The 26395-nt window shown below is 36.0% G+C and carries 26 protein-coding genes; 10 read left to right on the top strand and 16 right to left on the bottom strand.

Annotated features, from left to right (window positions below):
• Positions 1-110 precede the first annotated feature (110 nt).
• The 6 genes from AC1Q8M_RS02185 to AC1Q8M_RS02160 all read right to left on the bottom strand — a co-directional run bounded on the left by AC1Q8M_RS02185 (position 111) and on the right by AC1Q8M_RS02160 (position 5307).
• Positions 111-899, bottom strand: coding sequence for a DUF2268 domain-containing putative Zn-dependent protease (locus AC1Q8M_RS02185; protein WP_000513280.1), 789 nt, complete (start codon positions 897-899; stop codon positions 111-113).
• A gap of 106 nt (positions 900-1005) precedes the next feature.
• Entirely contained in the window at positions 1006-2244 is a 1239-nt protein-coding gene (gene fabF, locus AC1Q8M_RS02180) for a beta-ketoacyl-ACP synthase II (protein ID WP_000412656.1), read from the bottom strand.
• 31 nt (positions 2245-2275) lie between these two features.
• The gene (fabH, locus tag AC1Q8M_RS02175; protein ID WP_001100533.1) at positions 2276-3208 is read right to left on the bottom strand and encodes a beta-ketoacyl-ACP synthase III; all 933 of its coding nucleotides are present in this window, start codon (positions 3206-3208) and stop codon (positions 2276-2278) included.
• 231 nt (positions 3209-3439) lie between these two features.
• Positions 3440-3616: a ComZ family protein gene (locus tag AC1Q8M_RS02170; RefSeq protein ID WP_001986215.1), complete on the bottom strand. Its 177-nt coding sequence runs from the start codon at positions 3614-3616 to the stop codon at positions 3440-3442.
• Positions 3617-3670: 54 nt separating this feature from the next.
• A complete protein-coding gene (locus AC1Q8M_RS02165) occupies positions 3671-4543 on the bottom strand; it encodes an NAD-dependent epimerase/dehydratase family protein (protein WP_000487723.1) in 873 nt (290 codons plus the stop codon).
• Positions 4544-4572: 29 nt separating this feature from the next.
• Positions 4573-5307, bottom strand: a complete 735-nt coding sequence (locus AC1Q8M_RS02160; RefSeq protein ID WP_000028690.1) for a lipase family protein — start codon at positions 5305-5307, stop codon at positions 4573-4575.
• Positions 5308-5463: 156 nt separating this feature from the next.
• Between AC1Q8M_RS02160 and AC1Q8M_RS02155 the strand changes: the two genes are divergently transcribed.
• Positions 5464-5646 (top strand): YjzD family protein, encoded by a 183-nt coding sequence (locus AC1Q8M_RS02155; RefSeq protein WP_001211116.1) that lies wholly within the window; start codon positions 5464-5466, stop codon positions 5644-5646.
• Between the two features lie 38 nt (positions 5647-5684).
• Here the strand turns inward: AC1Q8M_RS02155 and clpB are convergent, their stop codons facing one another.
• Positions 5685-8285 carry an ATP-dependent chaperone ClpB gene (gene clpB, locus AC1Q8M_RS02150; protein WP_000365410.1) on the bottom strand — a complete coding sequence of 867 codons (2601 nt, stop codon included), beginning with the start codon at positions 8283-8285 and terminating at the stop codon, positions 5685-5687.
• Positions 8286-8495: 210 nt separating this feature from the next.
• Positions 8496-8675 (bottom strand): YjzC family protein, encoded by a 180-nt coding sequence (locus AC1Q8M_RS02145; protein ID WP_000531422.1) that lies wholly within the window; start codon positions 8673-8675, stop codon positions 8496-8498.
• 492 nt (positions 8676-9167) lie between these two features.
• Here AC1Q8M_RS02145 and AC1Q8M_RS02140 point away from each other — a divergent pair, with 492 nt between their 5' ends.
• From AC1Q8M_RS02140 to AC1Q8M_RS02130, 3 genes are all read left to right on the top strand, one after another.
• Positions 9168-9977, top strand: coding sequence for a Cof-type HAD-IIB family hydrolase (locus AC1Q8M_RS02140; RefSeq protein ID WP_001041231.1), 810 nt, complete (start codon positions 9168-9170; stop codon positions 9975-9977).
• Positions 9978-10082: 105 nt separating this feature from the next.
• On the top strand, positions 10083-10223 hold the full coding sequence (locus tag AC1Q8M_RS02135; RefSeq protein ID WP_000516816.1) for a hypothetical protein: 141 nt from the start codon (positions 10083-10085) through the stop codon (positions 10221-10223).
• Positions 10224-10421, top strand: a complete 198-nt coding sequence (locus AC1Q8M_RS02130; RefSeq protein WP_000527406.1) for a DUF3813 domain-containing protein — start codon at positions 10224-10226, stop codon at positions 10419-10421.
• A gap of 25 nt (positions 10422-10446) precedes the next feature.
• On the opposite strand, the gene AC1Q8M_RS02125 is transcribed toward AC1Q8M_RS02130, so the two are convergent.
• Entirely contained in the window at positions 10447-11304 is an 858-nt protein-coding gene (locus AC1Q8M_RS02125) for a YitT family protein (protein ID WP_000364431.1), read from the bottom strand.
• A 100-nt stretch (positions 11305-11404) separates the two neighbouring features.
• Here AC1Q8M_RS02125 and AC1Q8M_RS02120 point away from each other — a divergent pair, with 100 nt between their 5' ends.
• Together AC1Q8M_RS02120 and prsA are read left to right on the top strand one after the other, a co-directional pair.
• Complete coding sequence (locus AC1Q8M_RS02120) at positions 11405-11536, top strand: DUF3941 domain-containing protein (RefSeq protein WP_001120851.1); 132 nt, start codon at positions 11405-11407, stop codon at positions 11534-11536.
• A 129-nt stretch (positions 11537-11665) separates the two neighbouring features.
• Complete coding sequence (prsA, locus tag AC1Q8M_RS02115) at positions 11666-12523, top strand: peptidylprolyl isomerase PrsA (RefSeq protein WP_001214222.1); 858 nt, start codon at positions 11666-11668, stop codon at positions 12521-12523.
• Positions 12524-12576: 53 nt separating this feature from the next.
• Here the strand turns inward: prsA and AC1Q8M_RS02110 are convergent, their stop codons facing one another.
• On the bottom strand, positions 12577-13431 hold the full coding sequence (locus AC1Q8M_RS02110; RefSeq protein ID WP_000281262.1) for a CvfB family protein: 855 nt from the start codon (positions 13429-13431) through the stop codon (positions 12577-12579).
• 230 nt (positions 13432-13661) lie between these two features.
• Here AC1Q8M_RS02110 and AC1Q8M_RS02105 point away from each other — a divergent pair, with 230 nt between their 5' ends.
• Entirely contained in the window at positions 13662-14153 is a 492-nt protein-coding gene (locus AC1Q8M_RS02105; protein WP_001040146.1) for a YajQ family cyclic di-GMP-binding protein, read from the top strand.
• Positions 14154-15006: 853 nt separating this feature from the next.
• On the opposite strand, the gene AC1Q8M_RS02100 is transcribed toward AC1Q8M_RS02105, so the two are convergent.
• Entirely contained in the window at positions 15007-15903 is an 897-nt protein-coding gene (locus tag AC1Q8M_RS02100) for a helix-turn-helix domain-containing protein (RefSeq protein ID WP_000397889.1), read from the bottom strand.
• 305 nt (positions 15904-16208) lie between these two features.
• Positions 16209-17510 carry an alpha-amylase family glycosyl hydrolase gene (locus AC1Q8M_RS02095; RefSeq protein WP_097822112.1) on the bottom strand — a complete coding sequence of 434 codons (1302 nt, stop codon included), beginning with the start codon at positions 17508-17510 and terminating at the stop codon, positions 16209-16211.
• 213 nt (positions 17511-17723) lie between these two features.
• Between AC1Q8M_RS02095 and AC1Q8M_RS02090 the strand changes: the two genes are divergently transcribed.
• On the top strand, positions 17724-18956 hold the full coding sequence (locus tag AC1Q8M_RS02090) for an ammonium transporter (RefSeq protein WP_000367134.1): 1233 nt from the start codon (positions 17724-17726) through the stop codon (positions 18954-18956).
• Positions 18957-19220: 264 nt separating this feature from the next.
• Here the strand turns inward: AC1Q8M_RS02090 and katB are convergent, their stop codons facing one another.
• The 3 genes from katB to asnB all read right to left on the bottom strand — a co-directional run bounded on the left by katB (position 19221) and on the right by asnB (position 23740).
• Positions 19221-20687 carry a catalase KatB gene (gene katB / locus AC1Q8M_RS02085; RefSeq protein ID WP_098855627.1) on the bottom strand — a complete coding sequence of 489 codons (1467 nt, stop codon included), beginning with the start codon at positions 20685-20687 and terminating at the stop codon, positions 19221-19223.
• 59 nt (positions 20688-20746) lie between these two features.
• A complete protein-coding gene (gene hemH, locus AC1Q8M_RS02080) occupies positions 20747-21706 on the bottom strand; it encodes a ferrochelatase (RefSeq protein WP_097822113.1) in 960 nt (319 codons plus the stop codon).
• A gap of 186 nt (positions 21707-21892) precedes the next feature.
• Positions 21893-23740 (bottom strand): asparagine synthase (glutamine-hydrolyzing), encoded by a 1848-nt coding sequence (gene asnB / locus AC1Q8M_RS02075; protein ID WP_098365587.1) that lies wholly within the window; start codon positions 23738-23740, stop codon positions 21893-21895.
• Positions 23741-23978: 238 nt separating this feature from the next.
• Between asnB and AC1Q8M_RS02070 the strand changes: the two genes are divergently transcribed.
• Complete coding sequence (locus tag AC1Q8M_RS02070) at positions 23979-24533, top strand: DUF2777 domain-containing protein (protein WP_000616066.1); 555 nt, start codon at positions 23979-23981, stop codon at positions 24531-24533.
• 61 nt (positions 24534-24594) lie between these two features.
• Here the strand turns inward: AC1Q8M_RS02070 and AC1Q8M_RS02065 are convergent, their stop codons facing one another.
• Positions 24595-24960 carry a YisL family protein gene (locus AC1Q8M_RS02065; RefSeq protein ID WP_000233490.1) on the bottom strand — a complete coding sequence of 122 codons (366 nt, stop codon included), beginning with the start codon at positions 24958-24960 and terminating at the stop codon, positions 24595-24597.
• Positions 24961-25110: 150 nt separating this feature from the next.
• Here AC1Q8M_RS02065 and rocD point away from each other — a divergent pair, with 150 nt between their 5' ends.
• Positions 25111-26301 (top strand): ornithine aminotransferase, encoded by a 1191-nt coding sequence (gene rocD / locus AC1Q8M_RS02060; protein WP_000616660.1) that lies wholly within the window; start codon positions 25111-25113, stop codon positions 26299-26301.
• The last annotated feature ends 94 nt before the right edge of the window (positions 26302-26395 follow it).

Here is a 26395-nt window from a genome sequence, read left to right as displayed (position 1 = left end):
TCATTATGTTCATTTTTGCTTAACTTTATTCCACTTGAGGAAATATATTCTAATTATTATTTTTTCTTCTATTAATACTAAAAAAAACAGGAAATAGAGCCCCTGTTTTTTTATATATGAAATGTATTTGCTTTATTCAATATTTCTTTTGCATCTATAGATAATAAAGAAAGTGTATCTTCTCCTTCCAAAGTTACACAATCTTTGACAATATGAAATCCAAGCGCATAGCCAAGCATCTTCGGATAAGAGTGAAAGCCATTTAATAAGATGTCATGTTCCCTTGTTCCTCGTTTTATACTTATTCTTTCATGTACAACATTTTTCCAATAATAAATAGCCTCTTCTTTTGAAAGATACTCCGTCCACGGTGCATTATTTTTTTCTGTATACCTTTCTGTTACTGCTTGCTCAGCTAGCCCTTCCATAATCATTGTATCAAGTAATGTATATTCTGTTTCTTTCGTCTCAATTTGATGTAACCTGCATATGTGATGGTATTCATGCGCCAATAACACTTTTAATTCTTCTACCGAATTCCGTCCACATACGAATAAGAAAATAACATGACGCATAGATAATCCAGCCCTACCGTTATACTCTTCTTGCACAGTTCGATTATAAGAATCTGATAATAAAATAAAGACAGGGACATCCGGACCTTTCAACCAATTTTTCAATTTATCATACTCCAGGCTCAACTCTTTCCAAATTTCCTTTTCCTCTAATTCTTTAATTTCCTTTTCCCCGCGCATGATCGGGCGATACATCCCTTTTGAAATTAAAAAGCGATACAACCTTTCTTTTGGCAACGGAATATACTTCGTAAATTTCTCACAAAGTTTCTCTGGCCGTCCATAATATAAATGTAGCCATTCAGCTGTTTCAACAATCCCCATCTTTATCCCTCCTTTTTCTTATGTATATGCTACAGGAGAAAAAGACGTAAAAATAAATAAGGAGTTTTTTCGCAATATCTTGCGGAAAAACTCCTTATTTTATCTATTATTTATACGATTTAAATACTAACACTGCGTTATGACCACCGAATCCTAATGAGTTACTTAATACTGCATTTACTTCTTGGTGTCTCGCTTGATTCGGTACGTAATCTAAGTCACATTCTGGATCTGGTGTCTCATAGTTAATTGTTGGAGGAATTACTCCGTCTGTAATTGATTTAATAGAGAAAATCGCTTCAACAGCACCAGCTGCTCCTAATAAGTGACCTGTCATTGATTTCGTTGAGCTAATTGCTACTTTATACGCATGCTCACCGAAAGTTTCTTTAATTGCCATCGTTTCATATTTTTCATTCGCATCCGTACTTGTACCATGCGCATTAATGTAATCAATATCTTCTGGCTGTAGGCCTGCATCAGCTAAAGCTTGACGCATTGCACGCACTCCGCCTTCACCACCAGGAGCAGGCATTGTAATATGGAACGCATCACCAGTTGCACCGTAACCAGCGATTTCCGCGTAAATGTGAGCACCACGAGCTAATGCGTGCTCTAATTCTTCAAGAATTAAAATACCTGAACCTTCACCCATTACGAAACCGCTACGGTTTTTATCAAACGGACGGCAAGCCGTTGCTGGGTCTTCATTAAATGTTAATGCTTTCGCTGAGCTAAATCCTGCGAATGCCATACTTGTTAGCGGCGCTTCTGCTCCACCTGTAATCATTGCATCAGCATCACCACGCTGAATTGCTTTAAATGCATCACCAATTGAGTTTGCACCAGATGCACAAGCCGTTACAGAACAAGTGTTAATTCCTTTTGCTCCTGTTGCGATTGATACTTGACCTGCTGCCATATCTGGAATCATCATCGGCACGAAGAATGGGCTCACGCGGCGTGGGCCTTTCTCAGTAAAAATCTTAAATTGTTCTTCGTATGTTTCCATACCACCAATACCAGATCCAATCCATACACCAATTCGAGGTCCGTTTTCTTCTGTAATTTCAAGCTTTGCATCTGCAACTGCCATTTTCGCTGCTGCTACTGCATATTGTGTAAAGCGATCCATACGGCGCGCTTCTTTTTTATCAATATATTTCTCGACTTCAAAGTCGTTAATTTCCGCTGCTACTTTTGCTGGAAATAGTTCTGGATCAATTCTTGTAAGTCGCCCGATTCCAGATACACCCTTTTTAATGTTTTCCCATGCTGTTTCAACATCTGTTCCGACCGGTGTAACAGCTCCTAGTCCTGTAATTACGACCCTCTTTTTTTCCATACAAAATACACTCCTTTTTTTCTCTCAGTCCTTATTTACCCCAACGAAGAGCGACCGCTCCCCATGTTAATCCGCCGCCAAAACCAACAAGTATAATTAAATCACCATCTTGAATACGTCCATTTTGCAATTCCTCTACCATTGCAATCGGAATGGAAGAAGCTGATGTATTACCAAACTTTTCAATTGTCATACTCATTTTTTCTTGTGGTAAATTTAATCTCTCTCTTGCAGATTCCATAATACGAATATTCGCTTGATGCGGTACTAAGAAATCCACATCTTCTTTCGTAAGACCAGCTTTATCTAAAACACGAAGACAAGATTCACCAAGTTGACGAACGGCAAATTTAAAGACTTCTCTGCCATTCATCATAACATACTCGTCTTGATATAGATGCTTGCCGCCGCTTCCGTCTGCTCCTAATTCGAAAGATAGAACGCCTCTTCCTTCTGAAACTGCTCCCATTACGATAGCACCGGCTCCGTCTCCAAATAATACCGCTGTATTTCGATCATTCCAGTCTACAATTTTAGATAGCTTATCACTACCAACTACTAATACGTTTTTATAAGTCCCCGTTTGAATAAATTGCTGCGCTGTAATCATTCCGTACATAAAACCAGCGCATGCTGCACCTACATCCATTGCAGCTGCATGCTTCGCTCCAATCGCTTCTTGAATGACACAAGCTACTGCTGGAAACGCACGATCTGGTGTTACTGTCGCTACTAAAATAAGATCGATATCTTCTCCGCTAACCCCTGCATCTTCAAGTGCTTTTTTTGCAGCCTCTACGGCCATATATGAAGTATCTATTGTATCATCGGCAATGCGTCTTTCTGCAATTCCCGTTCTCGTACGAATCCATTCATCGGATGTATCCATTATTTTTTCTAAATCGTGATTTGTGACTACTTTTTCTGGCACATATCTTCCGATCCCTAAAATGCCCACGTTCACATCGCAGCCCTCCGTTTTATATCAATTATTATGACTTGGTACTAATTTTAAAACATAAATGTATTTTTGTCTAGAATATATTTCGCATAAAACAGAAAGCTAACACATTATCCACTTTATTTTTCATTAAAAGAAACAGAATCATACCTTTTCGTGTTTCATTCCAAATAAAAAGGCCCGAACCGCTTCTACTCACGATTCGAGCCTCCCCTCCATCAAAAAAGAAGGATTTTATTCTTTATCTGCTTTCCCAAGCTCATAAGCTTCGTTCATAACTTTCATTAACAACTCTAACACCGGCTGTGCCTTCTCCATATCAAGTGCAATTCCGTTATCATCTAAAATTGCCTTCGCTTCCGGTAAATGCTTCATTGCGATTTGTAAAAACTGCATGCTTTTTTCGTTCATATTATACTCTTCCTCTCCATTAAAACTTTCACATACAATAGTGTAACACGCGTGCTACTCTTCGTATAACTCTTTATATTTTTTCATGTGTGCCAGTTGCTTATTTAAACCGTATTCTAACGGAGTATTTCTTTTTATCGAAATGACTTCAATAGCCTCATCTCTTATTTCATTATTATTTTTATTTACTTTATCATCCGCGCGTAAAAGATTCATACCTTTTTCCCATAATGACTGTTTACCACTAAGTAAATTGTATATACCAAGATGCGCCCCGTTCGTTCCATTTTCCCATAAGTATTCACATACATCTTCAATGTAAAGCAAATCACTTCCTTTTTCCTCACTCGTACAACGGCACTCTTTTTCGTCTAATTCTGATAAAATGAGCTGATGATACATCATAAAGGATGGTTGCCACGGTCCATATAATGTAGGAACTCGAAATACACTATATTTTAAATTCCCTTTTTTCAATCCTTCTTCTACTTTCAAAAATAGGCGCTTATTTTCGGATTCACCTGTACTACTTACTTCAATAGAAGAAATTAAATTTAACTTCACTTTTTGTTCTTCACACATTCTTATAATTCGCTTTAAATATTGTAATATGACTCTTTCATTCCGAAATCCACATTGCTGATTTGGCTCATATAAGCAAAAGTAGACAGTATCGAATCTCTCTTCCTCTACCGATCTCCATCCATCTTCATCTCTTATCGAATAATACGTAAATAACGCATTTCGCCCAATTAACAATAACTTCTCTTCATTAATTTTGGTCATACTATCGAATTCATCAAAATCAAGACCATACACTTCTACTTCTTCTGCGATCATTTTATTCACAAGGTGATAACCTACAAACGTAAGTGCACCTATTATCAGCACGCGTTCCATACCACCAACCCTTTCCCTTTGAAACAAATAGCTCCTCATTTATGTATATGGGAGCTTCACAATTCTTCTTCATATTTTTTAAAGAAATCGGTCGTTTGCCTAACCATTTTATATTTCACATCTTGCAGATGGAATAAGACAGAAGTATCACATTGATTTAATTGCCTCATTTTCTCATATCTCCGCAACTGCTGTTTTCTTCCTCTTTTTTCTTGTGTTGATACGAAAATTTTAACAGGTACACAAGATGGAAGAAGCGTAAATGATTTCTTATTTATTTTTAAATCTAATTCTTCTTCTTTGGAATCATACGCCAAACTTAATTCCTTCACGAGTCTCTTGTAAAAAAACTTATGCTCTTTCTCAAAACCCACATATTCTGGTAAATCTAAACACGGATTTAACATAACAACAGAACGAATACATTCAGGATATTTGTTCATCATTTCAAGTGCCACAAGCGCTCCCATACCATCTGCCATAATGTGCATCTTCGCATTTAACGTCTCTTTTCTCAAAACAACATCATATAAACGTTTTGCCAGACGAACAGATTGATCGTTCCCCCAATGTCTTCCGTATAAATTAGAGGAAAAGACCGTGTAGCCTTGCTCAATAAGACCATGTAAGAAATAAGATTTACCCGCATGTTGTGTCCATAAACTTGTACCATTCTCAATAAAGTAGTTATAATCACCGAGGAGCATAACAGAAAATCCATTTGGCTTCTCCGGTAAATAAATGACACATGGTTCTTTTTCTAAGTAAAAAAAACGTTCCGTAATACTCATTTTTCCCCCGCCTTATTTTCTAAACATATAAAACCACTCTTTTATAATGTATGAACGGAATGCAAATTTGCGTTGAAAAATCTACAAATATTTTTCTATATTCTTTTTTCAATTGTGTTACAATAAGGACAGATTGAACGAATAGAGGTGTAAAATATGCGTTTCATTTGGGCATTAATTTGGTCGTTCTTACTTGTACATATGATGAGCTACGTAATTGGCTCTATGACTGGCGGTACATACGACTTTAACCAAGCGTCTATTTTCTCAGTTGTTCTTGCTGTATTAGTACTCGCAATTTCAGCTGCAATTCCAAACGAGCCAGTAGAACAACACTAAAAAAAGAGTCCGGATTTTATCCGAACTCTTTTTTATTTTCATTTCACATGAACGACTAATTCGTTATTTTCTACATCAACAACTACGTGACTATTGTCTGTAATTGTTCCTGCAATTAATTCTCTTGCTAATTTCGTTTCCACTTGACGTTGTACGTATCGTTTTAATGGACGAGCTCCGTACATTGGATCGAAACCAGCTTCTACAACAAATTCTTTTGCTGCATCTGTTAATTCTACTGTAATGTGACGGTCAGCTAGACGGCCTTGTAGTTCTTTTACAATTTTATCAACAATGCCTTTAATTTCATTCGTTGTAAGAGGTTTGAATAAAATAATTTCATCAACACGGTTTAAAAATTCAGGACGGAAATGTCCTCTTAATTGCCCCATTACAAGGTCTCTTGATTCCTCTTTGATCGAACCATCTTCTTCTAATCCCTCTAGTAAATGAGCAGATCCAATATTTGAAGTCATAATAATAACTGTGTTTTTAAAGTCTACTGTTCTTCCTTGTGAATCTGTAATGCGTCCATCATCTAACATTTGTAATAAAATGTTGAATACTTCTGGATGTGCTTTTTCGATTTCGTCTAACAAAATAACTGAATACGGTTTACGTCTTACCGCTTCTGTTAATTGACCGCCCTCTTCATATCCTACATATCCAGGAGGCGCACCAATTAAGCGTGACACAGCGTGTTTCTCCATATACTCAGACATGTCAATACGAATCATTTGCTCTTCACTATCGAATAAAGACTGCGCTAACGTTTTTGCAAGTTCTGTTTTACCAACACCCGTAGGGCCTAAGAAAATGAAGGAACCAATTGGACGATTCGGGTCTTTAATACCAGCGCGCGCACGAAGAACCGCGTCTGATACTAAGCTTACTGCTTCCTCTTGTCCGATGACACGCTCTGATAAGATTTGCTCTAAGCGTAGTAATTTCTCACGCTCGCCTTCAACAAGTTTAGCAACAGGAATACCAGTCCAGCGTGAAACAATATCTGCAATTTCTTCTTCACTTACTTCCTCACGTAATAAACGATTTTCTTGTTTATTATGCGCGCCCATTTCTTCCGCTTCTTTTAATTCTTTTTCGATTGCAGGAATTTTCCCGTGACGAAGTTCGGCTGCTTTATTTAAATCGTAATTACCTTCTGCTTCCTCTAATTCACGGCGCAGACGTTCTAAATGTTCACGTAAGTCACGAACTTTGTGAATGTCTTCTTTTTCTTTCTCCCATTTCGCTCTCATACCACTTGCAACTTCTTTTAAATCCGATAATTCACGTTGCAATGTTTTTAGACGCTCTTGGCTACCACGATCCGTTTCTTTTCCAAGAGCCGCTTCTTCAATTTCCAACTGCATAATACGACGCGTTACTTCATCTAATTCTGTCGGCATAGAATCGATTTCTGTACGAATTGTTGCGCACGCTTCATCAACAAGGTCAATCGCTTTATCCGGTAAGAAGCGATCTGAAATATATCGATCTGATAAAACTGACGCTGCTACAATCGCACGGTCATGAATATTTACACCGTGATAAATTTCAAAGCGTTCTTTTAATCCACGTAATATGGAAATCGTATCTTCAACAGTTGGTTCTTCTGCTAATACTTGTTGGAAACGTCTTTCTAGTGCTGGATCTTTTTCAATATATTTACGATATTCATCTAATGTTGTCGCCCCGATACAATGCAGTTCACCACGAGCAAGCATCGGTTTTAACATATTTCCTGCATCCATCGCACCTTCTGTTTTACCAGCTCCAACGATTGTATGAAGTTCATCAATGAATAATAAAATGCGGCCTTCACTCTTTTTAATTTCATTTAATACAGCTTGCAGACGCTCTTCGAACTCACCACGGAATTTCGCACCTGCTACGAGCGCACTCATATCTAATGCAAAAATCGTTCTATCTTTCAATCCTTCAGGTACATCCTTTTTCACAATACGCTGTGCTAATCCTTCAACGATTGCTGTTTTACCAACACCTGGCTCACCAATTAAAACAGGATTGTTTTTCGTTTTACGTGAAAGAATGCGGATAACGCGTCGAATTTCACTATCTCGGCCGATAACAGGATCAATTTTCCCGGCTCTCACTTCTGCCACTAAATCACGGCCATATTTTTCTAACGCTTCATAAGTTGCTTCTGGATTTTGACTAGTCACTCTTTGATTCCCCCGAACTGTCATTAAAGACTGTAATAAGTTATCTTTCGTAATATGCAATCTTGCAAATAATTGATTTATATCGCCTTTTTCTTCGGAAAAAGCAAGCAATACATGTTCGACTGAAATGTAATCATCCTGTAGTTTTTCTGCTTCTTTCCCTGCTCTTACAAGCAATTGTTGCAGAGCGCTCGTTACATACAATTTTCCAACCTCTGCACCGCTCCCTGTTACAGAAGGTTTCTTTTTAATTAAGCTTTCAGCGCTTTGCTTTAATGCTTCTATATCAACATTCATTTTTTGAAATATACGTACTGCTAATCCATCTTGCTCTTCTAATAATGCAAGTAATAGATGAACAGTATCCACCTCTTGGTGATGATGAGATACCGCTAAAGATTGGGCACTCATAATCGCCTCTTGTGTTTTTGTTGTCATTTGATTTAAGTCCATCTTTACAGCCCTCCAAAAGTTTGACTTTCTTTGACCTTTGATTTGATTATACGCCAACTTACTTTTTTATACAATAATTTTGCCTATGTATTTTCAAACTTATTATTGGAAAAAGAAAAAGGAAGCATTCATTATATTGTTTTAAAAATACGGTAAATGAAATTATAATGTGTAACGACAAAAAAGCCGCAATAACGATTGCGGCTTCTGTTACGGTTTTCTTTTATATGTCCACTGACGGTTATGATTCGTATTATCTGGAAATTTTTCACCGGCAGTTAATTGTACCATTTGCGGATTTTTCACCATACTTCCCGTTTCACCAATTTCTACATAAATACCATCATTCGGCGCTTTTTGTCCAGAACGAAACCTGCGATTTTGTCCCATTTTCATTCTCCTTCCATGACGTCTTTGCCTCATTAGTATATCCATTTTAAAAGAAAGGTTTTCTGTCATGTTTAGGAAACAGTACTACATCTCGTCCTTGTACATATATATGAATGATACAAGCGTAAGCAGGGATTTCTTTCCTACTTGTAGAAAAAAAAAGAAACCAACCTACTCTAGGCTAGTTTCAAAGGAGAGTCAAACATATACGAGAAGATTACATGTTCATTATATGCCTCATCACACGAGCAATGTAACCCTTTTCACAATTTGTACATAATGAAAGAAACATTGTTTGAACTTTCTAAAAAGATGTTGACTTTTCTTAATTTCCAACGATAAATAGTAGACACCGCAGCACTTTGAGACGTAAGATGGATATATAGTGAAATTTCCATCTATGGTGATTTCACCGAGTCTAACCTCTTATTTCTGCATATTAAAAACGGAAATACAGATAGATACAAAAAAATTATTATAAGAGGTGAAATTATGAACAAACAACATTTAATCGCATTAGACTTAGACGGTACTTTATTAACAGACAACAAAATAATTTCCACTCGAACGAAACATACAATTGCAAAAGCAAAGGAACAGGGACATATTGTTGTTATTTCAACAGGACGTCCATTCCGTGCTAGTTATGATTACTATAAAGAACTTGCTCTTAACACACCTATCGTAAACTTTAACGGTGCTTATGTACATCATCCTCTTGATTCAAGCTGGGGAACACATCACTCTCCTCTTGAGCTAGCAACAGCGCAAGAAATTGTACGAGCTTGCTTTGATTTCGGCGTAAAAAATATATACGCGGAAGTAATGGACGATGTGTACGTTCGTGAAATTGATGAAGATAAAAAACATATTTTCGAATTCGGCTCTCCTAAGATTTTTACGGGAGACTTATTAAATATTTTAAACGATCATCCAACTTGCTTATTAATTGATGCACATGACGAGCATTCCACTGCAATTCGTCAACATTTAACGGATATGCACGCGGAAGTAATCGATCATAGAAAATGGGGCGCACCTTGGCCGATTATTGAGATTGTGAAAAGCGGATTAAATAAAGCGGTTGGATTACAAAAAATTTCTAGTCATTACAACATTCCACAAGAGCGAATTATCGCTTTCGGTGACGAAGATAATGATTTTGAAATGATTGAATTTGCTGGTCACGGCATCGCAATGGGGAATGCCATCCCTGAATTAAAATCACTCGCAAACCATACGACGTTAACGAACGAAGAAGATGGTATTGCTTTATATTTAGAAGAGGTTCTTGGGTTGTAATCTAAAAATTCCCTACTTATAGTTTCCTGCCAAATGTCCATACTATAAGTAGACGCAAGAGACATCGCGTCGATTGTTTTCAGCTAAATAAAGGGGGTTTTTCGAATGGGTAAAAAGAACAAATCAAAGCGTTTTATCCAACAAGGAGCCGATGCTGTTATGAAGCATGATGCAAGATTCCCGTACAGAGGTACATTAGCTGAGGCAGAAAAGGCAAGAAGTAACTCTTCTTTTGGAGGGGTTTAAATGGGGAACTTACTATTCCAACAAGCTAGAGATGCTGTTGAAAATGCCGTATCTTGTTCAAGCGGTACTGAGCAACAAGATCTCGTATATAGAGCAAAAAATGCTTTGCAATCCGCTTACGCAAACTCTTCAACTGCTGAAAAAGTTCAGCTCCGTGAAATGCAAGAGCAATTGCAAAACATTACGAATATACATTAAAAAAGAGGACCAACTTCGGTCCTCTTTAATCTTTCCGAAACAATCCGAACACCCCAACTGTTTGCAGTATATTTGTAAATGCACCTGGGTCCACTTGTTTAATAATCCTCTCCAATTCGTATAACTCGTAACGGGTAATAACCATCATTAACATTTCTTTATTTTCATTCGTATAAGCACCTGTTGCTGGTATCGTTGTAATTCCTCTTACTAATCGCGAGTGAATTGCCTTTCTTACGTCCGCCCCATTCTTCGTAACAATTAATGCTGTAATCTTTACATGACGAGTATGAATTGCATCAATAATTCTCGTTGATACATATAAAGTCACTAACGTATATAACGCTTTTTCCCATCCATATACATAGCCAGCAGCGATAATGATAATTGCATTAAAAAAGAAAAAGTATGTACCGACAGGCTTATCTTTTATTTTTGATAAAATCATGGCGATAATATCTAATCCACCTGTAGAAGCACCCCACTTTAAAGCAATCCCTACTCCAATTGCCGAAATAATCCCGCCAAAAATCGCATTTAATATGATATCATTCGAAACCGCTCTAACAGGGATGATTTCTAGAAACAAAGTCATAAATATAACACAAAGAAAACTAAAAAAGGTGAAGGCCTTTCCAACCTTTTTCCACGCTAAAATAACGACAGGAATATTAAATAAGCTAAACAATACTCCCGTAGATATGTGAATCGATAAAAAATCACCTAATATTTGTGATAATAATTGAGACAATCCAGCAAAGCCGCTCGCATACACTTTCGCTGGCGTTAAAAATAAATTCATCCCAATCGCGTTTAATAAACCTGCGATGATTACAACGATTAACTTCTTTATAAGTTCAGTATAATTCAACTTCAAATCCATTTCGAATCCACCTTTACCCTTCATAAATGCACCGCTATACATAGTCTTTACGAAAAAGGAAATGATAAACGTACAACGTTTAGAAATGGAGTTGATACATATGCCACATACGAGTGATAACGACAAAAAAGCACGCGATAATAACGCAAAACGCACACAAAAAAATGAGCAAGAGCAAAAAAATATTCAGCAAGGTAAACGTGCATACTCTAAAAAGACCGATCACCTTTGATTCCATCGTACATCAACAATTATGTTGATGTACTTTTTTACATTTTAAAGGAAAAAAACATTAAAAATTCACTTCATGTTCACTTCTATATTCTACAATAGCGATAACATATTCGGATGAGGTGTTGGCATGAGAGGGAAACATATTTTCATTATTACTGCACTAATAAGTATATTGATGCTATCTGCTTGCGGACAAAAAAACGGATCAGCTACAGTCGCCACAGCAACAGACTCGACTGTTACAAAGGACGACTTCGAAAAACAATTGAAAGATCGTTACGGAAAAGACATGCTATACGAAATGATGGCACAAGACGTCATCACAAAAAAATATAAAGTACCTGATGAAGAGGTAAATAAAGAAGTAGAAAAAGTAAAAAAACAATATGGAGATCAATTCAAAAAAGTATTAGAAAATAATGGTTTAAAAGATGAAGAGGATTTTAAAAATCAAATTAAGTTCAAACTTGCTATGAATGAAGCGATTAAGAAAAGCATTACAGAGAAAGACGTAAAAGACCACTATAAGCCAGAAATTAAAGCGAGTCACATTTTAGTAAGTGACGAAAATGAAGCGAAAGAAATAAAGAGTAAACTAGATGCTGGTGCTTCATTTGAAGAATTAGCAAAACAAGAATCACAAGATCTACTATCAAAAGATAAAGGCGGAGACCTTGGATACTTCAATTCAGGTACAATGGCTCCTGAATTCGAAACGGCTGCCTACAAACTAAATGTTGGACAAATTAGCAATCCCGTAAAATCATCAAACGGTTATCACGTTATTAAATTAACTGATAAAAAAGATTTAAAACCTTACGATGAAGTAAAAAACTCTATTCGCAAAAACTTAGAGGAAGAACGTACTGCTGATCCTGTATTCAGCAAAAAATTGTTACAAGAGGAATTAAAAAAGGCAAATATTAAAATAAATGATAGTGATTTGAAAGATACATTTACTCTTGTTTCTCCGCAAGGAAATTAAAAAAAGCACACCCTTATCTTTTTAGATAAGGGTGTGCTTTTTAATCTTCTATCTTATTTCTTAAAGTAAGTCCAACCTTCTTCTTGGTAAACCTTTTCTTCTTTCATCAACTTACCAAGTGCGCGCTTAAATGCAGCTTTACTCATGTTAAAGCGTTCTTTAATATCTTCTGGATGGCTCTTATCCCAAAACGGCATTGCTCCGCCTCGTTCTTCCATATATGCATAAATTACTGCAGCATCGTCTTCCATTCCTTCTTCTTTACGAGGAAGAAGTGAAATGTTAATTGTACCGTCATCTTTTACGTCAATAATACGTCCTGTTACACGCTGACCGATGCGGACTTGTTCTTTTCTTTCTGTATGGTGTAAGAAAGCACGGAAATGTTCATCTGTTAAAACGAATGAACCTACTTGAAGCGAACGATATACACGTCCATTTACGTTTTTATTACGCATAGATGGCGTTGCATCTACGATAATTTCTTGCATATCACTGTCTCTTGCCGGAAGAGCAATTAAACGATCACGATTCGTTAATTTTAACGTACAATATAATTCGTCGCCTACTTCTGGCCATACTGGCATATAAATCGGGAACTCATCAGCTGGAATTAGTATATCTTTTGACACACCAATATCAACAAACACACCTAAACTAGGAATAACTTCTACAACCTTTACCCAGTTCCAATCATAAGTTGTAATAATCGGTTCCTTCATAGTTGCTGAAATACGATTTTGGTGATCAAGGTATAAGAATACATCAATCGTATCGCCTTCTTCAATTTCTCCAGCTACTTCGTTTTTATGTAGGAAAATTTCTTCTTCTTCATTCCCAACCATATATCCGATTTCCGTTTCGCGTAAAACAGTTACCTGTTCAATCGATCCTATTTGCAAATACATATTTTTTAATTCCCTTCTATATATATAAAATTATCTTTTTTATCATTCCAAACAAAAGTTAATTATAACATGATTTTTCCTGTATTTGTCCAACTGCCCAAAATTCACTATAATAAAATGAGGTTCCATGAATATAAGTACGAAAACACTTAAGTCTAGACTCGTTTTCAGCTATACTTTAGTATGTACAGTACATAACAAGATTAGAAATTTATTTGGAGGTGCTAACTATGGCAAAAGATAGTTCTTTTGACATCGTTTCGAAAGTAGAATTACCTGAAGTAACAAACGCAATTAATATCGCATTAAAAGAAATCCAAAACCGATATGACTTTAAAGGAAGTAAAAGTGATATTAAATTAGAAAAAGAAGTACTAGTTTTAACTTCTGACGACGAGTTCAAATTAGACCAAGTAAAAGACGTTTTAATTTCTAAACTTGTAAAACGTAACGTTCCAATTAAGAACTTAGATTACGGAAAAGTTGAAGCTGCAACTGGCAACACTGTTCGCCAACGTGCAACACTTCAACAAGGTATCGATAAAGATAACGCCAAAAAAATTAACAACATCATTAAAGAAATGAAATTAAAAGTAAAAACACAAGTACAAGACGATCAAGTACGTGTTACAGCGAAAAGCCGTGATGACTTACAAGCCGTAATCGCAGCTGTTCGTAGCGCTGATTTACCAATCGACGTACAGTTCATTAACTACCGCTAAAAAGAAAACTCCTCTTAATTAGAGGAGTTTTCTTTTTTGTCTTGTAGAGACAATATTACGAGAACAAACTAGAGAAAAAGGTATATGCGGTGAAAATTGCTAAGTAAACGGAGTCTAACCATACGAAGACTTTACAAATGACCGTATGATTAAACTAGACCTTATTGTAGAATTTGTTTTATACATGCATTTAGCAGACCTTATTGAAAATAAGAAAAAGACACCTCAAGACGTTTCCCCCTTCAATTTGAATTACTTTTCTTAATAACTACATCTTAGACCAAAATCATCTTAAAAATCGCTGTAACTCATAATTCCTCTCCCCGTCAAAACGTAACAATTTATGAGTATAAGAATATTTCCCAACCTTTAATGTAATGTAAAATTAATAAGGAACTTAAAAAATGTTAATTAAAAAAGAGTTAGAAGTGGTTATTATGAAGAAATTAATACTATGGTTTTTATTGGCCACATTCTCCCTAAATACTGTAGGATGTTCTAATAATGCGAATTCACTAACGGATAAGTCTAACTGTATCAACAAAGCTTGGTACAAAAAAACTATGTCATGTAATCATTTAAAAAAACATTAAATAGTTAATGATAAAGGTCATAAAAAAAAGACACTTCAAAGTACCTTCCTCCGACTTGAACCAATAATATTCGGATGGATTTAAAAAGAAGCATACATCGTTAATAAAGATGCAGACTTCAAAATAAAAAGTACACTAAGTAAACTCTTATTCAAAAATTTATATTAAACACTAATATTTTAGAAGAAAGTTTATAAGTTTAGAACCTACAGGGATTTTCCCTGTAGGTTTTATTATATTTCAAGTGATTTCCAAATGAATTATGAGTGACTTTTTTCAGTTTGGTTTTCAAAATATTTTTCTTTAACCATTTTTATCAGATTTTCTTTTTCTGTTAGTTCAAATATAAATAATGCTTTTTTCATGTTATTTGCAACATCTTCTTCATTAGGTTGTTTAAGTTTCAATAAATTCCAAGCTTTTCCATAGTATAATTCACCTAGTAAATATAAAGTATTTAGATTAATAGCTAGTTTGATACCCATATCATTGTATTTTACTGCCTCTTCATGTTGATTTGCATGACCTAAAATTTTTGCTAAATTAAAAATAATTTTCAATTTAATTTCTTTATCTCTAGGAAAATCTAACTTATTAAAATTAGTTAAACACCTTCTTAATATATTAATACTTTTTTCATATTCTTTATTTTCCCCATGGAATATAGCAATTGTCTGCATAATATCTATTTCTCTTTCTGATAAAAAATCTGAATTAGTTACAGTTAATTTTAATGCATTATTTAAAAAATCTAAAGCAGTTTTTATTGATTTATCCACCATAAATATAGCAATCGCTTCATGCCATATTAAAAATTGTTTATCTTCTGTTGATTGGAAGTTATTTTCGTTTTTCTCTTTTTTCACTATTTCATAAAGTTCTTTGTATTGTTTTTGCTTTAAGCAATCTTTTATTACGCATTTTACATTTTCTACATATTTTAGTTTTTTGTTTTGAGTTAATGCAAATATATTATTTGGGTCAATACCAAGTCTTTCTGATAATTGATATAACAATATACTAGATGGATAAATCACACCTTTTTCTATTTTGCTAATTTGACTTTGCGAACATATTCCATGACATAATTCGGATTGTGATATATTTTTTTTAATTCTAAGCTCTTTAATGGTAATACCCAAATCGTAAAACTCCATTTTCCCACCTACTATTTAGCACTGTATTAGTATAAGAGTATTCTCTAACTTTTAATGTAATGTAAAATTAATATAGTTGCAATTATTGATTTTTCAAAGATTCTTCCCTATCGGTGCTAACACAAAAAACAGGTTAGGAAGAAAATCCTCTTCCTAACCTGGCCCTCCTCTCACTAGGGACGTTTTCATTCTCACATCGTTTCTCTTAAGAAATTTCATATCAACAGAATAAACACTATCGCGCCACCGAACAAACTTACATATACAATAAGAAGACATGAACATAGAGCCAGCAACTCCTCATCTTATCTACGCTTCCTTTTAACTGCAATTAAAAACGCAATAAATAATACATTCACCCCAACGATTAAGGAGATAAATAACCAATTCACACCTGTTTCTCCGTTAACTTTATACACGTTTGATTCTTCACGCTTTAAAACGAGATAAAATTTCCCGTTTTCCTCTCTTATAATTTCATCCTGCAACAATCCTCTTAACTCTTGTTTTTCACCAATCGTACTTGCAGGTAAGGAGACTTTTTGTGTTTCTTTCGTATTATTAATTGCTACTAAAGTTACTTCATTTTTATATTTTCGTTTTAGTATGCTCATACCGCTCTTATCATACAGTAGCTCAAACGTACCGCGTCGTAAAGACGGTCTCACCTGTCTAAGTTCACCTAGTTTTGTTATGTGCTGCATAAATTTTTCGTCTGACTTAAAATCCATTAATCGTCTATTATCGGGTACACTTCCTCCATCTAATGCAATTTCAGTTCCGTAATAAAAATTCGGAATTCCAGGTGATGTTAACAAATAAGTAAGCGCCAGTTTTAAACGTGATGGCGGATAATACATATTTTCTTTTGCAATACGCGCATATCTTTTTGTTTCTTGATTATCTAAGAACGTAACAAATTCTCCTTCTTTTTTACTCACATCGTATAACGATTTCACCGATACATCTGCTTTAGAAAACGATTCTACTATTTTTTCGTTGTATTCGCTATCCTCCTTTGTCATAATACGAAAATCTTTCTTTATCACTTGCATATCTTTTTGCGCGTTATCCCAAAAGGAACGCGGCTTTTTTTCACTATGTATAACATAACTTCCGTCTAAATCAACTTCTTTTATCCACCATTTCATTGCGTCAATTACCTGTTGTTCGTTTTCTCCAAGTGGAAATTGAAATACAACTTTCATTCCTTTTGCATGAACTTCTTTTACAAGTTCTTTCACATCATTGTCTGTCCCGAAATGTTCATTTACCTTTTTAAAATTTCGCACGTCTAATCCATCGTACTTTCCACTTTCAAAAAGTGGCGAAAGCATAACGGTAGTAAAACCCATTTCTTTTATGTAATCCAACCTTTTTATAATTCCTCTTATATCCCCTCCTTGATACCCTTCTAAATTACCAACTTCTAACTGTTTGTCATTTTTCGGTTCTCCATTATTGAAGCGATCAATCATAATGGAGTATATAACTTCATCTCGCCACTCTCTTTTTTCGTCTGCAAAAGTATGTATTGGTACAAACAAAACAACAGCTAAGCAAAAACAAATGAATAGTTTCCTAGTCCGTATTTTTCCCACACGCATCCCCCAAGCTTTTTAATTGTAAGAATATTATACCAATTATCCGAATGAAACGCATATGTCGATTTTAATCCTCACAAAATAATTCATGTTAGGTTTTATGACATCATGCATATAATTTTCTGAATTTTTAGTTGATTTTTAGTTTAATTTCGAATATGATATGAAACATAACAAATAGATGTTATTTTTTCTAACATTACAGGAGGAGAGATCATGGATATGGGAGATACAGTTTTTATGTTTGTGACGACAGTAATGGTCATGTTGATGACACCAGGATTGGCACTTTTTTATGGAGGTATGGTTCGCAGCAAAAATGTACTCAGCACAACGATGCATAGTTATAGCGCAATGGCTATCGTTTCGATTCAATGGATTGTTATCGGCTATTCTTTATCATTCGGACCAGATTGGCACGGGCTTATCGGTACACTTGATTGGTTCGGTCTAAACGGAGTTACCTACGCACCAAATCCAGACTACTCATCTACTATTCCTCACAATTTATTCATGATGTTTCAACTCATGTTCGCCATTTTAACTCCAGCTTTAATTTCAGGTGCATTCGCTGAAAGAATGCGATTTTCTGCCTTTCTTATTTTTATCCTTCTATGGACAACGATCGTTTACAATCCTGTCGCTCATTGGGTATGGGGCGTCGGCGGATGGCTAAGGGAACTTGGTGCACTAGACTTCGCTGGCGGAAACGTCGTTCACATCACTTCCGGAGTTGCTGGTCTTGTATTAGCTATTTTCCTTGGAAAACGAAAAAACATAAATGGTTCTTCTCCCCACCATTTGCCATTTACAATGTTAGGCGCAGGCTTATTATGGTTTGGCTGGTTCGGTTTTAACGTCGGCAGCGCATTATCCTTAAACGACGTAGCTTTAACTGCATTTATTAATACAAATATAGCCGCTGCTGCCTCCGCTCTAACTTGGATGCTTTCTGAATGGTTCTTCCAATCAAAACCGACTGCGATGGGAGCTGCTTGCGGAGTTGTTTCTGGTCTAGTCGCTATTACACCAGCTTGCGGGTTCGTTACACCTTTCTCCGCTCTTCTTATCGGAGCAATTGGTGGTATATTATGCTTTGGCGCCGTTTTCTTCTTAAAAACAAAATTCGGGTATGACGATACACTTGATGCCTTTGGATGCCACGGTATCGGAGGAACTTGGGGCGGTATTGCAACAGGACTATTTGCAACTACTACCGTAAACGGGGATGGTGCGAACGGATTGTTTTACGGAAACGCCGCTTTACTGTTTAAACAACTTATAGCGATTGGCGCAACATATGCATTCACGATCATCATGACGTATGCCATTATTAAAGCGATTAACTTCTTCCTCCCTGTTCGCGTCGATGAACATGAAGAACACATGGGTCTTGATATTTCAATGCACGGCGAGAAGGCTTATGAACATGCAGAGCGAGCAAACTAAAAAAGAGACGCAATCTATTGACAGTAGATTGCATCTCTTTTTTGCGTACTAGGCAACATACCCCACCTAGTATAAATGTAAATATATCATCGGTTTTTTGGATATATCAACGATTTTTCAAATATATCGATTGTTTCTTTCAATATATCAACGGTTCGACACAACATATCGATTTACAAACAAATTCCGACATAATTTACAAGTAAAATACCCCACATAACGTTATAGAAAAAAGACGACCGAAACCCGGTCGTCTTTTCCTATTTATTTCGGAGCATTTCCTACATATTGCGTAATATCAACATTTAACGCCTGCGCTAAGCGCATACCGTATTCTTGATCTGCACGGAAGAAGTTACAAACAGCTAATAATTTTGTGCGTTCATTTACGTCTTTTAAATCATTTGTTAAGTTCGCAATTAAGTTATCTTGCTCTTCTTTAGAGAATGAACGGTAACGCTCACCTGCTTGTTTAAAGTCATTTGGTTTTTCGATTTTTTCACGAGATACATAGCCTTCTACTTTCATAGTTGAATCGCGGTAAACTTTGTCTTCAACCGGATTCTCTGCATGACGGCTCGGTTCGTAGTTGATTGTAGATGGGTTTTGATTTACTTGCATCGCACCATCACGTTGTTGATTATGAACAGCTGCGTATGGGCAGTTTACAGGAATTTGTAAGTAATTTGCACCAAGACGATAACGCTGTGTATCTGGGTAAGAGAATAAACGACCTTGTAATAATTTATCTTCCGATGGCTCAATACCATTTACAGTTGCACTTGGAGAGAACGCTACTTGTTCTACTTCTGCAAAGAAGTTTTTCGGATTACGATTTAACGTCATTGTCCCTACTTCCATTAATGGGAAGCGATCTTCTGGCCATACTTTCGTTGGATCTAATGGATCAAAGTCTAAAGAGTCCATTTCATCTAATTGCATAACTTGTACGTGTAAATCCCATTTCGGGTGATTTCCTTTTTCGATTGCATCGAACAAGTCACGAGTTGCATGATTGAAGTCTTTCCCTTGTACTTCTTGCACTTCTTTCGCATTTAAGTTACGTACACCTTGCTGTGGTTTCCAGTGGTATTTAATATAAACAATTTTACCTTCTTCATTAATCCATTTAAATGAATGGACACCGAAACCTTCCATTTCACGATAGCTTGCTGGTGTACCGTAATCAGAAAATACCCATGTCATCATATGTGTAGATTCTGGACTTAACGTCATGAAATCCCAGTAACGATCTGGCGTTTGAATATTCGTATCAGGTGCTGGTTTTAAAGAATGTACCATATCAGGGAATTTAATTGCATCACGAATGAAGAAAACAGGTAAATGATTACCTACGATATCGTAGTTTCCTTCTTCTGTATAAAATTTAACAGCGAACCCACGCGGATCACGCGCTGTTTCAGGAGAACCTTGACCATGAATAACCGTTGAAAAACGAACAAATACAGGTGTTTCAGTTCCTTCATTTTGTAAAAATGCCGCTTTCGTATATGGCTTCATGCTATTTTTCGTTACGAATACACCGTGAGCACCTGCACCACGCGCATGCACAACACGCTCCGGAATACGTTCACGATCAAAGTGTGCAAGTTTTTCTACTAAATGATAGTCTTCTAATAATACTGGTCCACGACGACCAGCTGTACGAGAATTTTGGTTATCTCCAACTGGAGCACCTTGGTTTGTTGTTAAGCGATTATTTGGATTCATCTAGGGGGATCCTCCTCTTTCTTTCATAGTAATTATTATTTATTTAAAATTATTATAAACTAATTATTATTCAAAACTAAATCTTTGTCAACTATTTCCTTCACTTTTTTTGAAACAATTTCAGCCAAACAGTTGATAAATGCAGATTGTGCATTCGGCATACTTGGTCTAAAATATTTGGCATTTAATTCATCAGTTACAACTTTACATTCATAATCGTTGTCATATAAAACTTCTAAATGCTCCGCTACAAAACCAACTGGGCAATATACGAAAGATTCGTACCCATGCTCTGCATATAAATCTTTCGTTAAATCTTGCACATCTGGACCAATCCATGGATCAGGAGTATTCCCAGCACTTTGCCAACCGATTGTATAGTTTTGAATATTTGCAGCTTCTGCAATTAAATCTGCCGTATACTTTAGTTGTTCTACATATGGGTCTCCTGCTGCAATAATCTTTTCTGGCAAACTATGCGCTGAGAAAATTACGACTGCTTTCTCTTTATCATCAATTTCTGTAAACGTTTCTTTTATTTGGTCTGCCCAATACGAAATAAATTTCGGTTCATCATACCATTGTTCAATTGGTTCAATAACAGGACCACCGATTTCTTTTGAAAGACGAATAGCACGATCATTATACGCTTTAATGCTAAATGTAGAATAGTGCGGTGCTAATACGATACTAATCGCCTGCTCAATTCCATCTCGCTTCATTTCCTCTACAGCATCTTCTATAAATGGCGCAGTATGTTTTAAACCTAAGTAACAAGTAAATTCATACTCTGTAAATATGTTATTCATCGAATCTGTTAATTTATGCGCCTGCTCTTTCGTAATTTTTGCAAGCGGCGAAATTCCACCAATCGCTTTATAGCGCCCAATTAAATCTTCAAGCGCTTCTTCTGACGGCTTACGTCCGTGACGGATATGTGTATAATATGCCTCTACATCGTCTAATGATTCTGGTGTTCCATACGCCATTACGAGTAAACCTATTTTTTTCTTTGTCATCTATATAACACCTCAATTTTATAAATGAGAATCCTTTTCAGAACGTTTATTTCCAATTATAACAAGTAATAATAAGTACGTCAAAATAATAATTCTAATTAAATATTATTTATAAGGTAATTTTGAATTTTATATGACAATTTCTTTAATAAAAAGCGACTTACATAATTGTAAGTCGCTTTTCCCTTATTCCTTAATATTTACCCCATATTCTTTAAACCAAACGTGAATTTGTGCTAAATGAGCTAAAAGCTGTGGCCCAGTCATCAATTGACCAAACCATGGTGTTTGAAATGCACTGCCACCAGACTGAATTAATCCGTTCAACTGCTCCTTATCAAACAATTCGTGTAAAATTGAACCTTTATCCGTTAATAGATTTTGAAGCCATACTGTTACTGCTTTTGTATAGTATGGATTGTGCGTTTTCGGATAAGGACTCTTCTTTCTATATAAGATGTCATGTGGAAGTACATCTTCTAACGCTTTACGTAATAGACCTTTTTCGCGGTTTTTATACATTTTCATTTCCCAAGGAATATTCCACGCATATTCGACAAGGCGATGATCTGCAAATGGAACACGTACTTCTAAACTTGCCCCCATACTCATGCGGTCTTTTCTGTCTAATAATGTTGTCATAAACCATACCATATTTAAATAAAATAATTGGCGTCTTTTTGCTTCTAGCGGACTTTCTCCATCTAAAATAGGAACTTCTTGAATCGACTCTTCATAGCGCCTTTGTACATATTGTTGTAAATTTAATTTATTTCTCCATTCTTTCTTTAGCAGTTGTTCACGTGCTTCTGTAGAGCGCATCCACGGAAAGGCACTCGATTGTAAATCATCTTCTCTATAAAACCACGGATATCCACCAAATATTTCATCTGCACATTCCCCAGATAAACCGACGACAAAATCTTGTTTAATTTCGCGGCAAAACCATAATAATGACGAATCGATATCTGCCATACCAGGCAAATCACGAACGAGTACTGCTTCAGTTAAATACTCTGCTAATTTTTCATTCGAAATGACGCAGCGATGATGGGTTGTTTGAAATGTCTCAGTCATTAAATTAATAAACGGAGCATCTGAATTTGGCTGGAACGCATTCGCTTTAAAGTATTTGTCATTATCTTCGTAATCAATAGAATACGTGTGTAATTGCCCTTTTCCTGATTTCTCGTATTCTTTTGCTGCGATAGCTGTAATAGCGCTCGAATCTACACCACCTGATAAAAAAGTACATAGTGGCACATCAGAAACAAGCTGCCTTGTAATCGCATCTTGTAATAAAAAGCGCGTTTTCTCTACTGTTTCTTCAAAAGAGTCTTCATGTTTTTTACTTTCTACATTCCAATATCTCCATATACATAAACCGTTCTTTGAAAATGTCATCGCATGACCTGGACGTAATTCTTTTATACCAGCATAAATACCATGGCCAGGCGTTCTTGACGGTCCGAGGCCGAATATTTCGGATAACCCTTCTAACGTTACTTCCGCCTTCACATCTGGATGCGACAATATCGCTTTTAACTCCGAACCAAATAGTAATCGCCCACTATCATATTTATAAAATAGCGGTTTTACACCTAGTCGATCTCGCGCAATAAATACTTGTTCTTTCTGTTCATCCCATACAGCAAACGCATATATACCGTTTAAATGATCGACACATTCTTCTTTCCATTCAATATAAGAAGCTAATAATACTTCTGTATCAGAATGACCTTTAAACGTATACCCTCTTCTTAATAATTCCTTTCGAATGTCTTCTGTGTTATAAAGTTCACCGTTATAGCAAATGGCGTAATTCGTTTCATCTTTTAAACAAGTCATCGGTTGTTTCCCGCCCTCAGGGTCCACAACGATTAAACGTTTATGCCCAAATGCGACATTGCCTTTAATCCAAACTTTATTATCATCCGGCCCACGTTTGGCTAACGTCTCAGCCATCTTCGTAACGACATCTCTTTCTCCTTCTAATGAGCGTTTATAATCCACCCATCCTGTAATCCCGCACATATAAATCATCCTTCCATCTTATTTCTTTTCTTGAACGTGCAGTAATCCCCACCCTAAGAGTGCGGATCAAAAAATGGAAAACTTGACGATAACCTACTATCCACATATGGAATAGCATTCTCACTCAGTAAAACGTGTTTTATTGTATGCCCACCTATGTCTAGATGTGTCTAGTTATAAAGAATGCACGAACTGTCTATAACAGGAATAACTACTTTTTATAAAGGAGAAATCATGTATGATACAACGTAACCATATTTTATATAACCAGCCCCGCGCTCATACAGTCGGTAATGTAGAATATATAAACAATGAATGGGTATTCTTTGATGATGAAAATGATGAAGCATTTTTATTAGAAGATATTGCCGAAGATGGTTTTGAGATTTTATATAACAACAACTGGCTACCAGCTCGTTTCTATGAACAAGATATATTACAAATCGCCAACGAACAGCACCACCTGCAAAACGGGGAAATGATACGTATTCGAAAAAAATTACTTCTTAGCTATAATGAATGGCTCGAGGAATTACCTGACTCTGTGTTCACATTATTAACCGAATCATTGCAATCACTTCACTACTCTTTATATGATTGCATGTATTGTCATAATTATTTATCTTTCTTACCGAAAGAGGAGTCACGCGAAGGAGTAAATATTCTTTTGTTTGATAACGAAGAGATGATCTGTACACTACAGCATCATTTCGTCCGTCACACTACATCCAATAAAAACATGTTCCGTTTTACGAAAGTAAATGGAGAAGAGTTACATATCGATGCGACATAAAAAGTAAAAACCACCTTAGCTCCCAAGTCTTTGAGATTATAAGGTGGTTTTATTTTCTTTATTAGAATACTTGCCAACCAATCGGTAATTTCAGTCCAAGGTAAAATACTGCTACTAATGCAACAATAAATAGCCCCCAAACTGCCCCTGTTGCTTTGTTCTTGCTCATTTTCACAAGAACCATTTCCATTCCACCGATAACTAAAATACCAGCTATCATTTTTAAACCATACCACATGTGCATGTTACTTGTTGCAGTCTTCATAATCCCCATGTACAACATGAAACCTGTCACAATAATGATAATGTACATAAGACGAAGCCCCATATGTACACCTTTACCTTTTCTTCCTGCTGAATAAAGTGAATACGCAACGAAGAATAAAATTAAACCTAACGCCCATGCTGTAATATGCATATGTACCATCGTATCCCTTACCTCCTCTTTTCACACTTTTTCACTCTATATGATAACATGTTCATTTATTTTCAGGAAATGTTTCGCTTTTTTACATTTAAATGCTATAATATTTAGAGTATTTACAAACTTCTTGTAATAACAAAAGGGGGAACAATCATGATTCAAACTAAGGATATTATCGAACTTACAGACACATATGGAGCAAATAACTATCACCCACTTCCAATCGTTATTTCTAAAGCAGAAGGTGTTTGGGTAGAAGATCCTGAAGGAAACCGCTATATGGACTTATTAAGTGCATATTCTGCAGTAAACCAAGGTCATCGTCACCCGAAAATTATTAACGCTTTAATTGACCAAGCTAATCGTGTTACGTTAACTTCTCGTGCTTTCCATAGCGATCAATTAGGTCCTTGGTACGAAAAAGTTGCGAAACTAACTAATAAAGAAATGGTACTTCCAATGAATACAGGTGCTGAAGCTGTTGAAACTGCAATTAAAACAGTTCGTCGCTGGGCTTATGATGTGAAGAAAGTAGAAGCAAACCGTGCTGAAATCATCGTTTGTGAAGATAACTTCCACGGACGTACAATGGGTTCTGTTTCTATGTCTTCAAATGAAGAGTACAAGCGTGGATTTGGTCCAATGCTTCCTGGCATCGTTGTAATTCCTTACGGTGATTTAGAAGCATTAAAAGCCGCAATTACACCAAACACAGCAGCATTCATTTTAGAGCCAATTCAAGGTGAAGCAGGAATTAACATCCCACCAGCTGGTTACTTAAAAGAAGCTCTTGAAGTATGTAAAAAAGAAAACGTTTTATTCGTAGCAGATGAAATCCAAACAGGCTTAGGCCGTACTGGTAAAGTATTCGCTTGTGACTGGGACGATGTAACTCCTGACATGTACATACTTGGTAAAGCCCTTGGTGGCGGTGTGTTCCCGATCTCTTGTGTTGCAGCAAACCGCGACATTTTAGGTGTATTTGAGCCAGGTTCTCATGGTTCTACATTCGGCGGTAACCCACTTGCATGTGCTGTTTCTATCGCAGCTCTTGAAGTTTTAGAAGAAGAAAAATTAACAGAGCGTTCTCTTCAATTAGGAGAAAAATTAGTTGGGCAATTAAAAGAAATTGATAACCCAATGATTACTGAAGTTCGCGGTAAAGGTTTATTCATCGGTATCGAATTAAACGAGCCAGCTCGTCCTTACTGTGAACAACTAAAAGCAGCTGGTCTACTATGTAAAGAAACACACGAAAACGTAATTCGTATCGCACCACCTCTAGTAATCTCTGAAGAAGATTTAGAGTGGGCATTCCAAAAAATTAAAGCTGTATTATCGTAATAATAGAGAGGTTGTCCAACATGTTGGGACAACCTCTTTCTTTTTATATTCAATTATATTAAGATAAAATTGTAATTTTCTGTATTTTAAATTC

Source organism: Bacillus sp. GW823-FHT06A10 (assembly GCF_058795375.1).
Note: the sequence above shows the minus strand (reverse complement) of the source record. Positions and strands in the feature narration are given on the sequence as shown.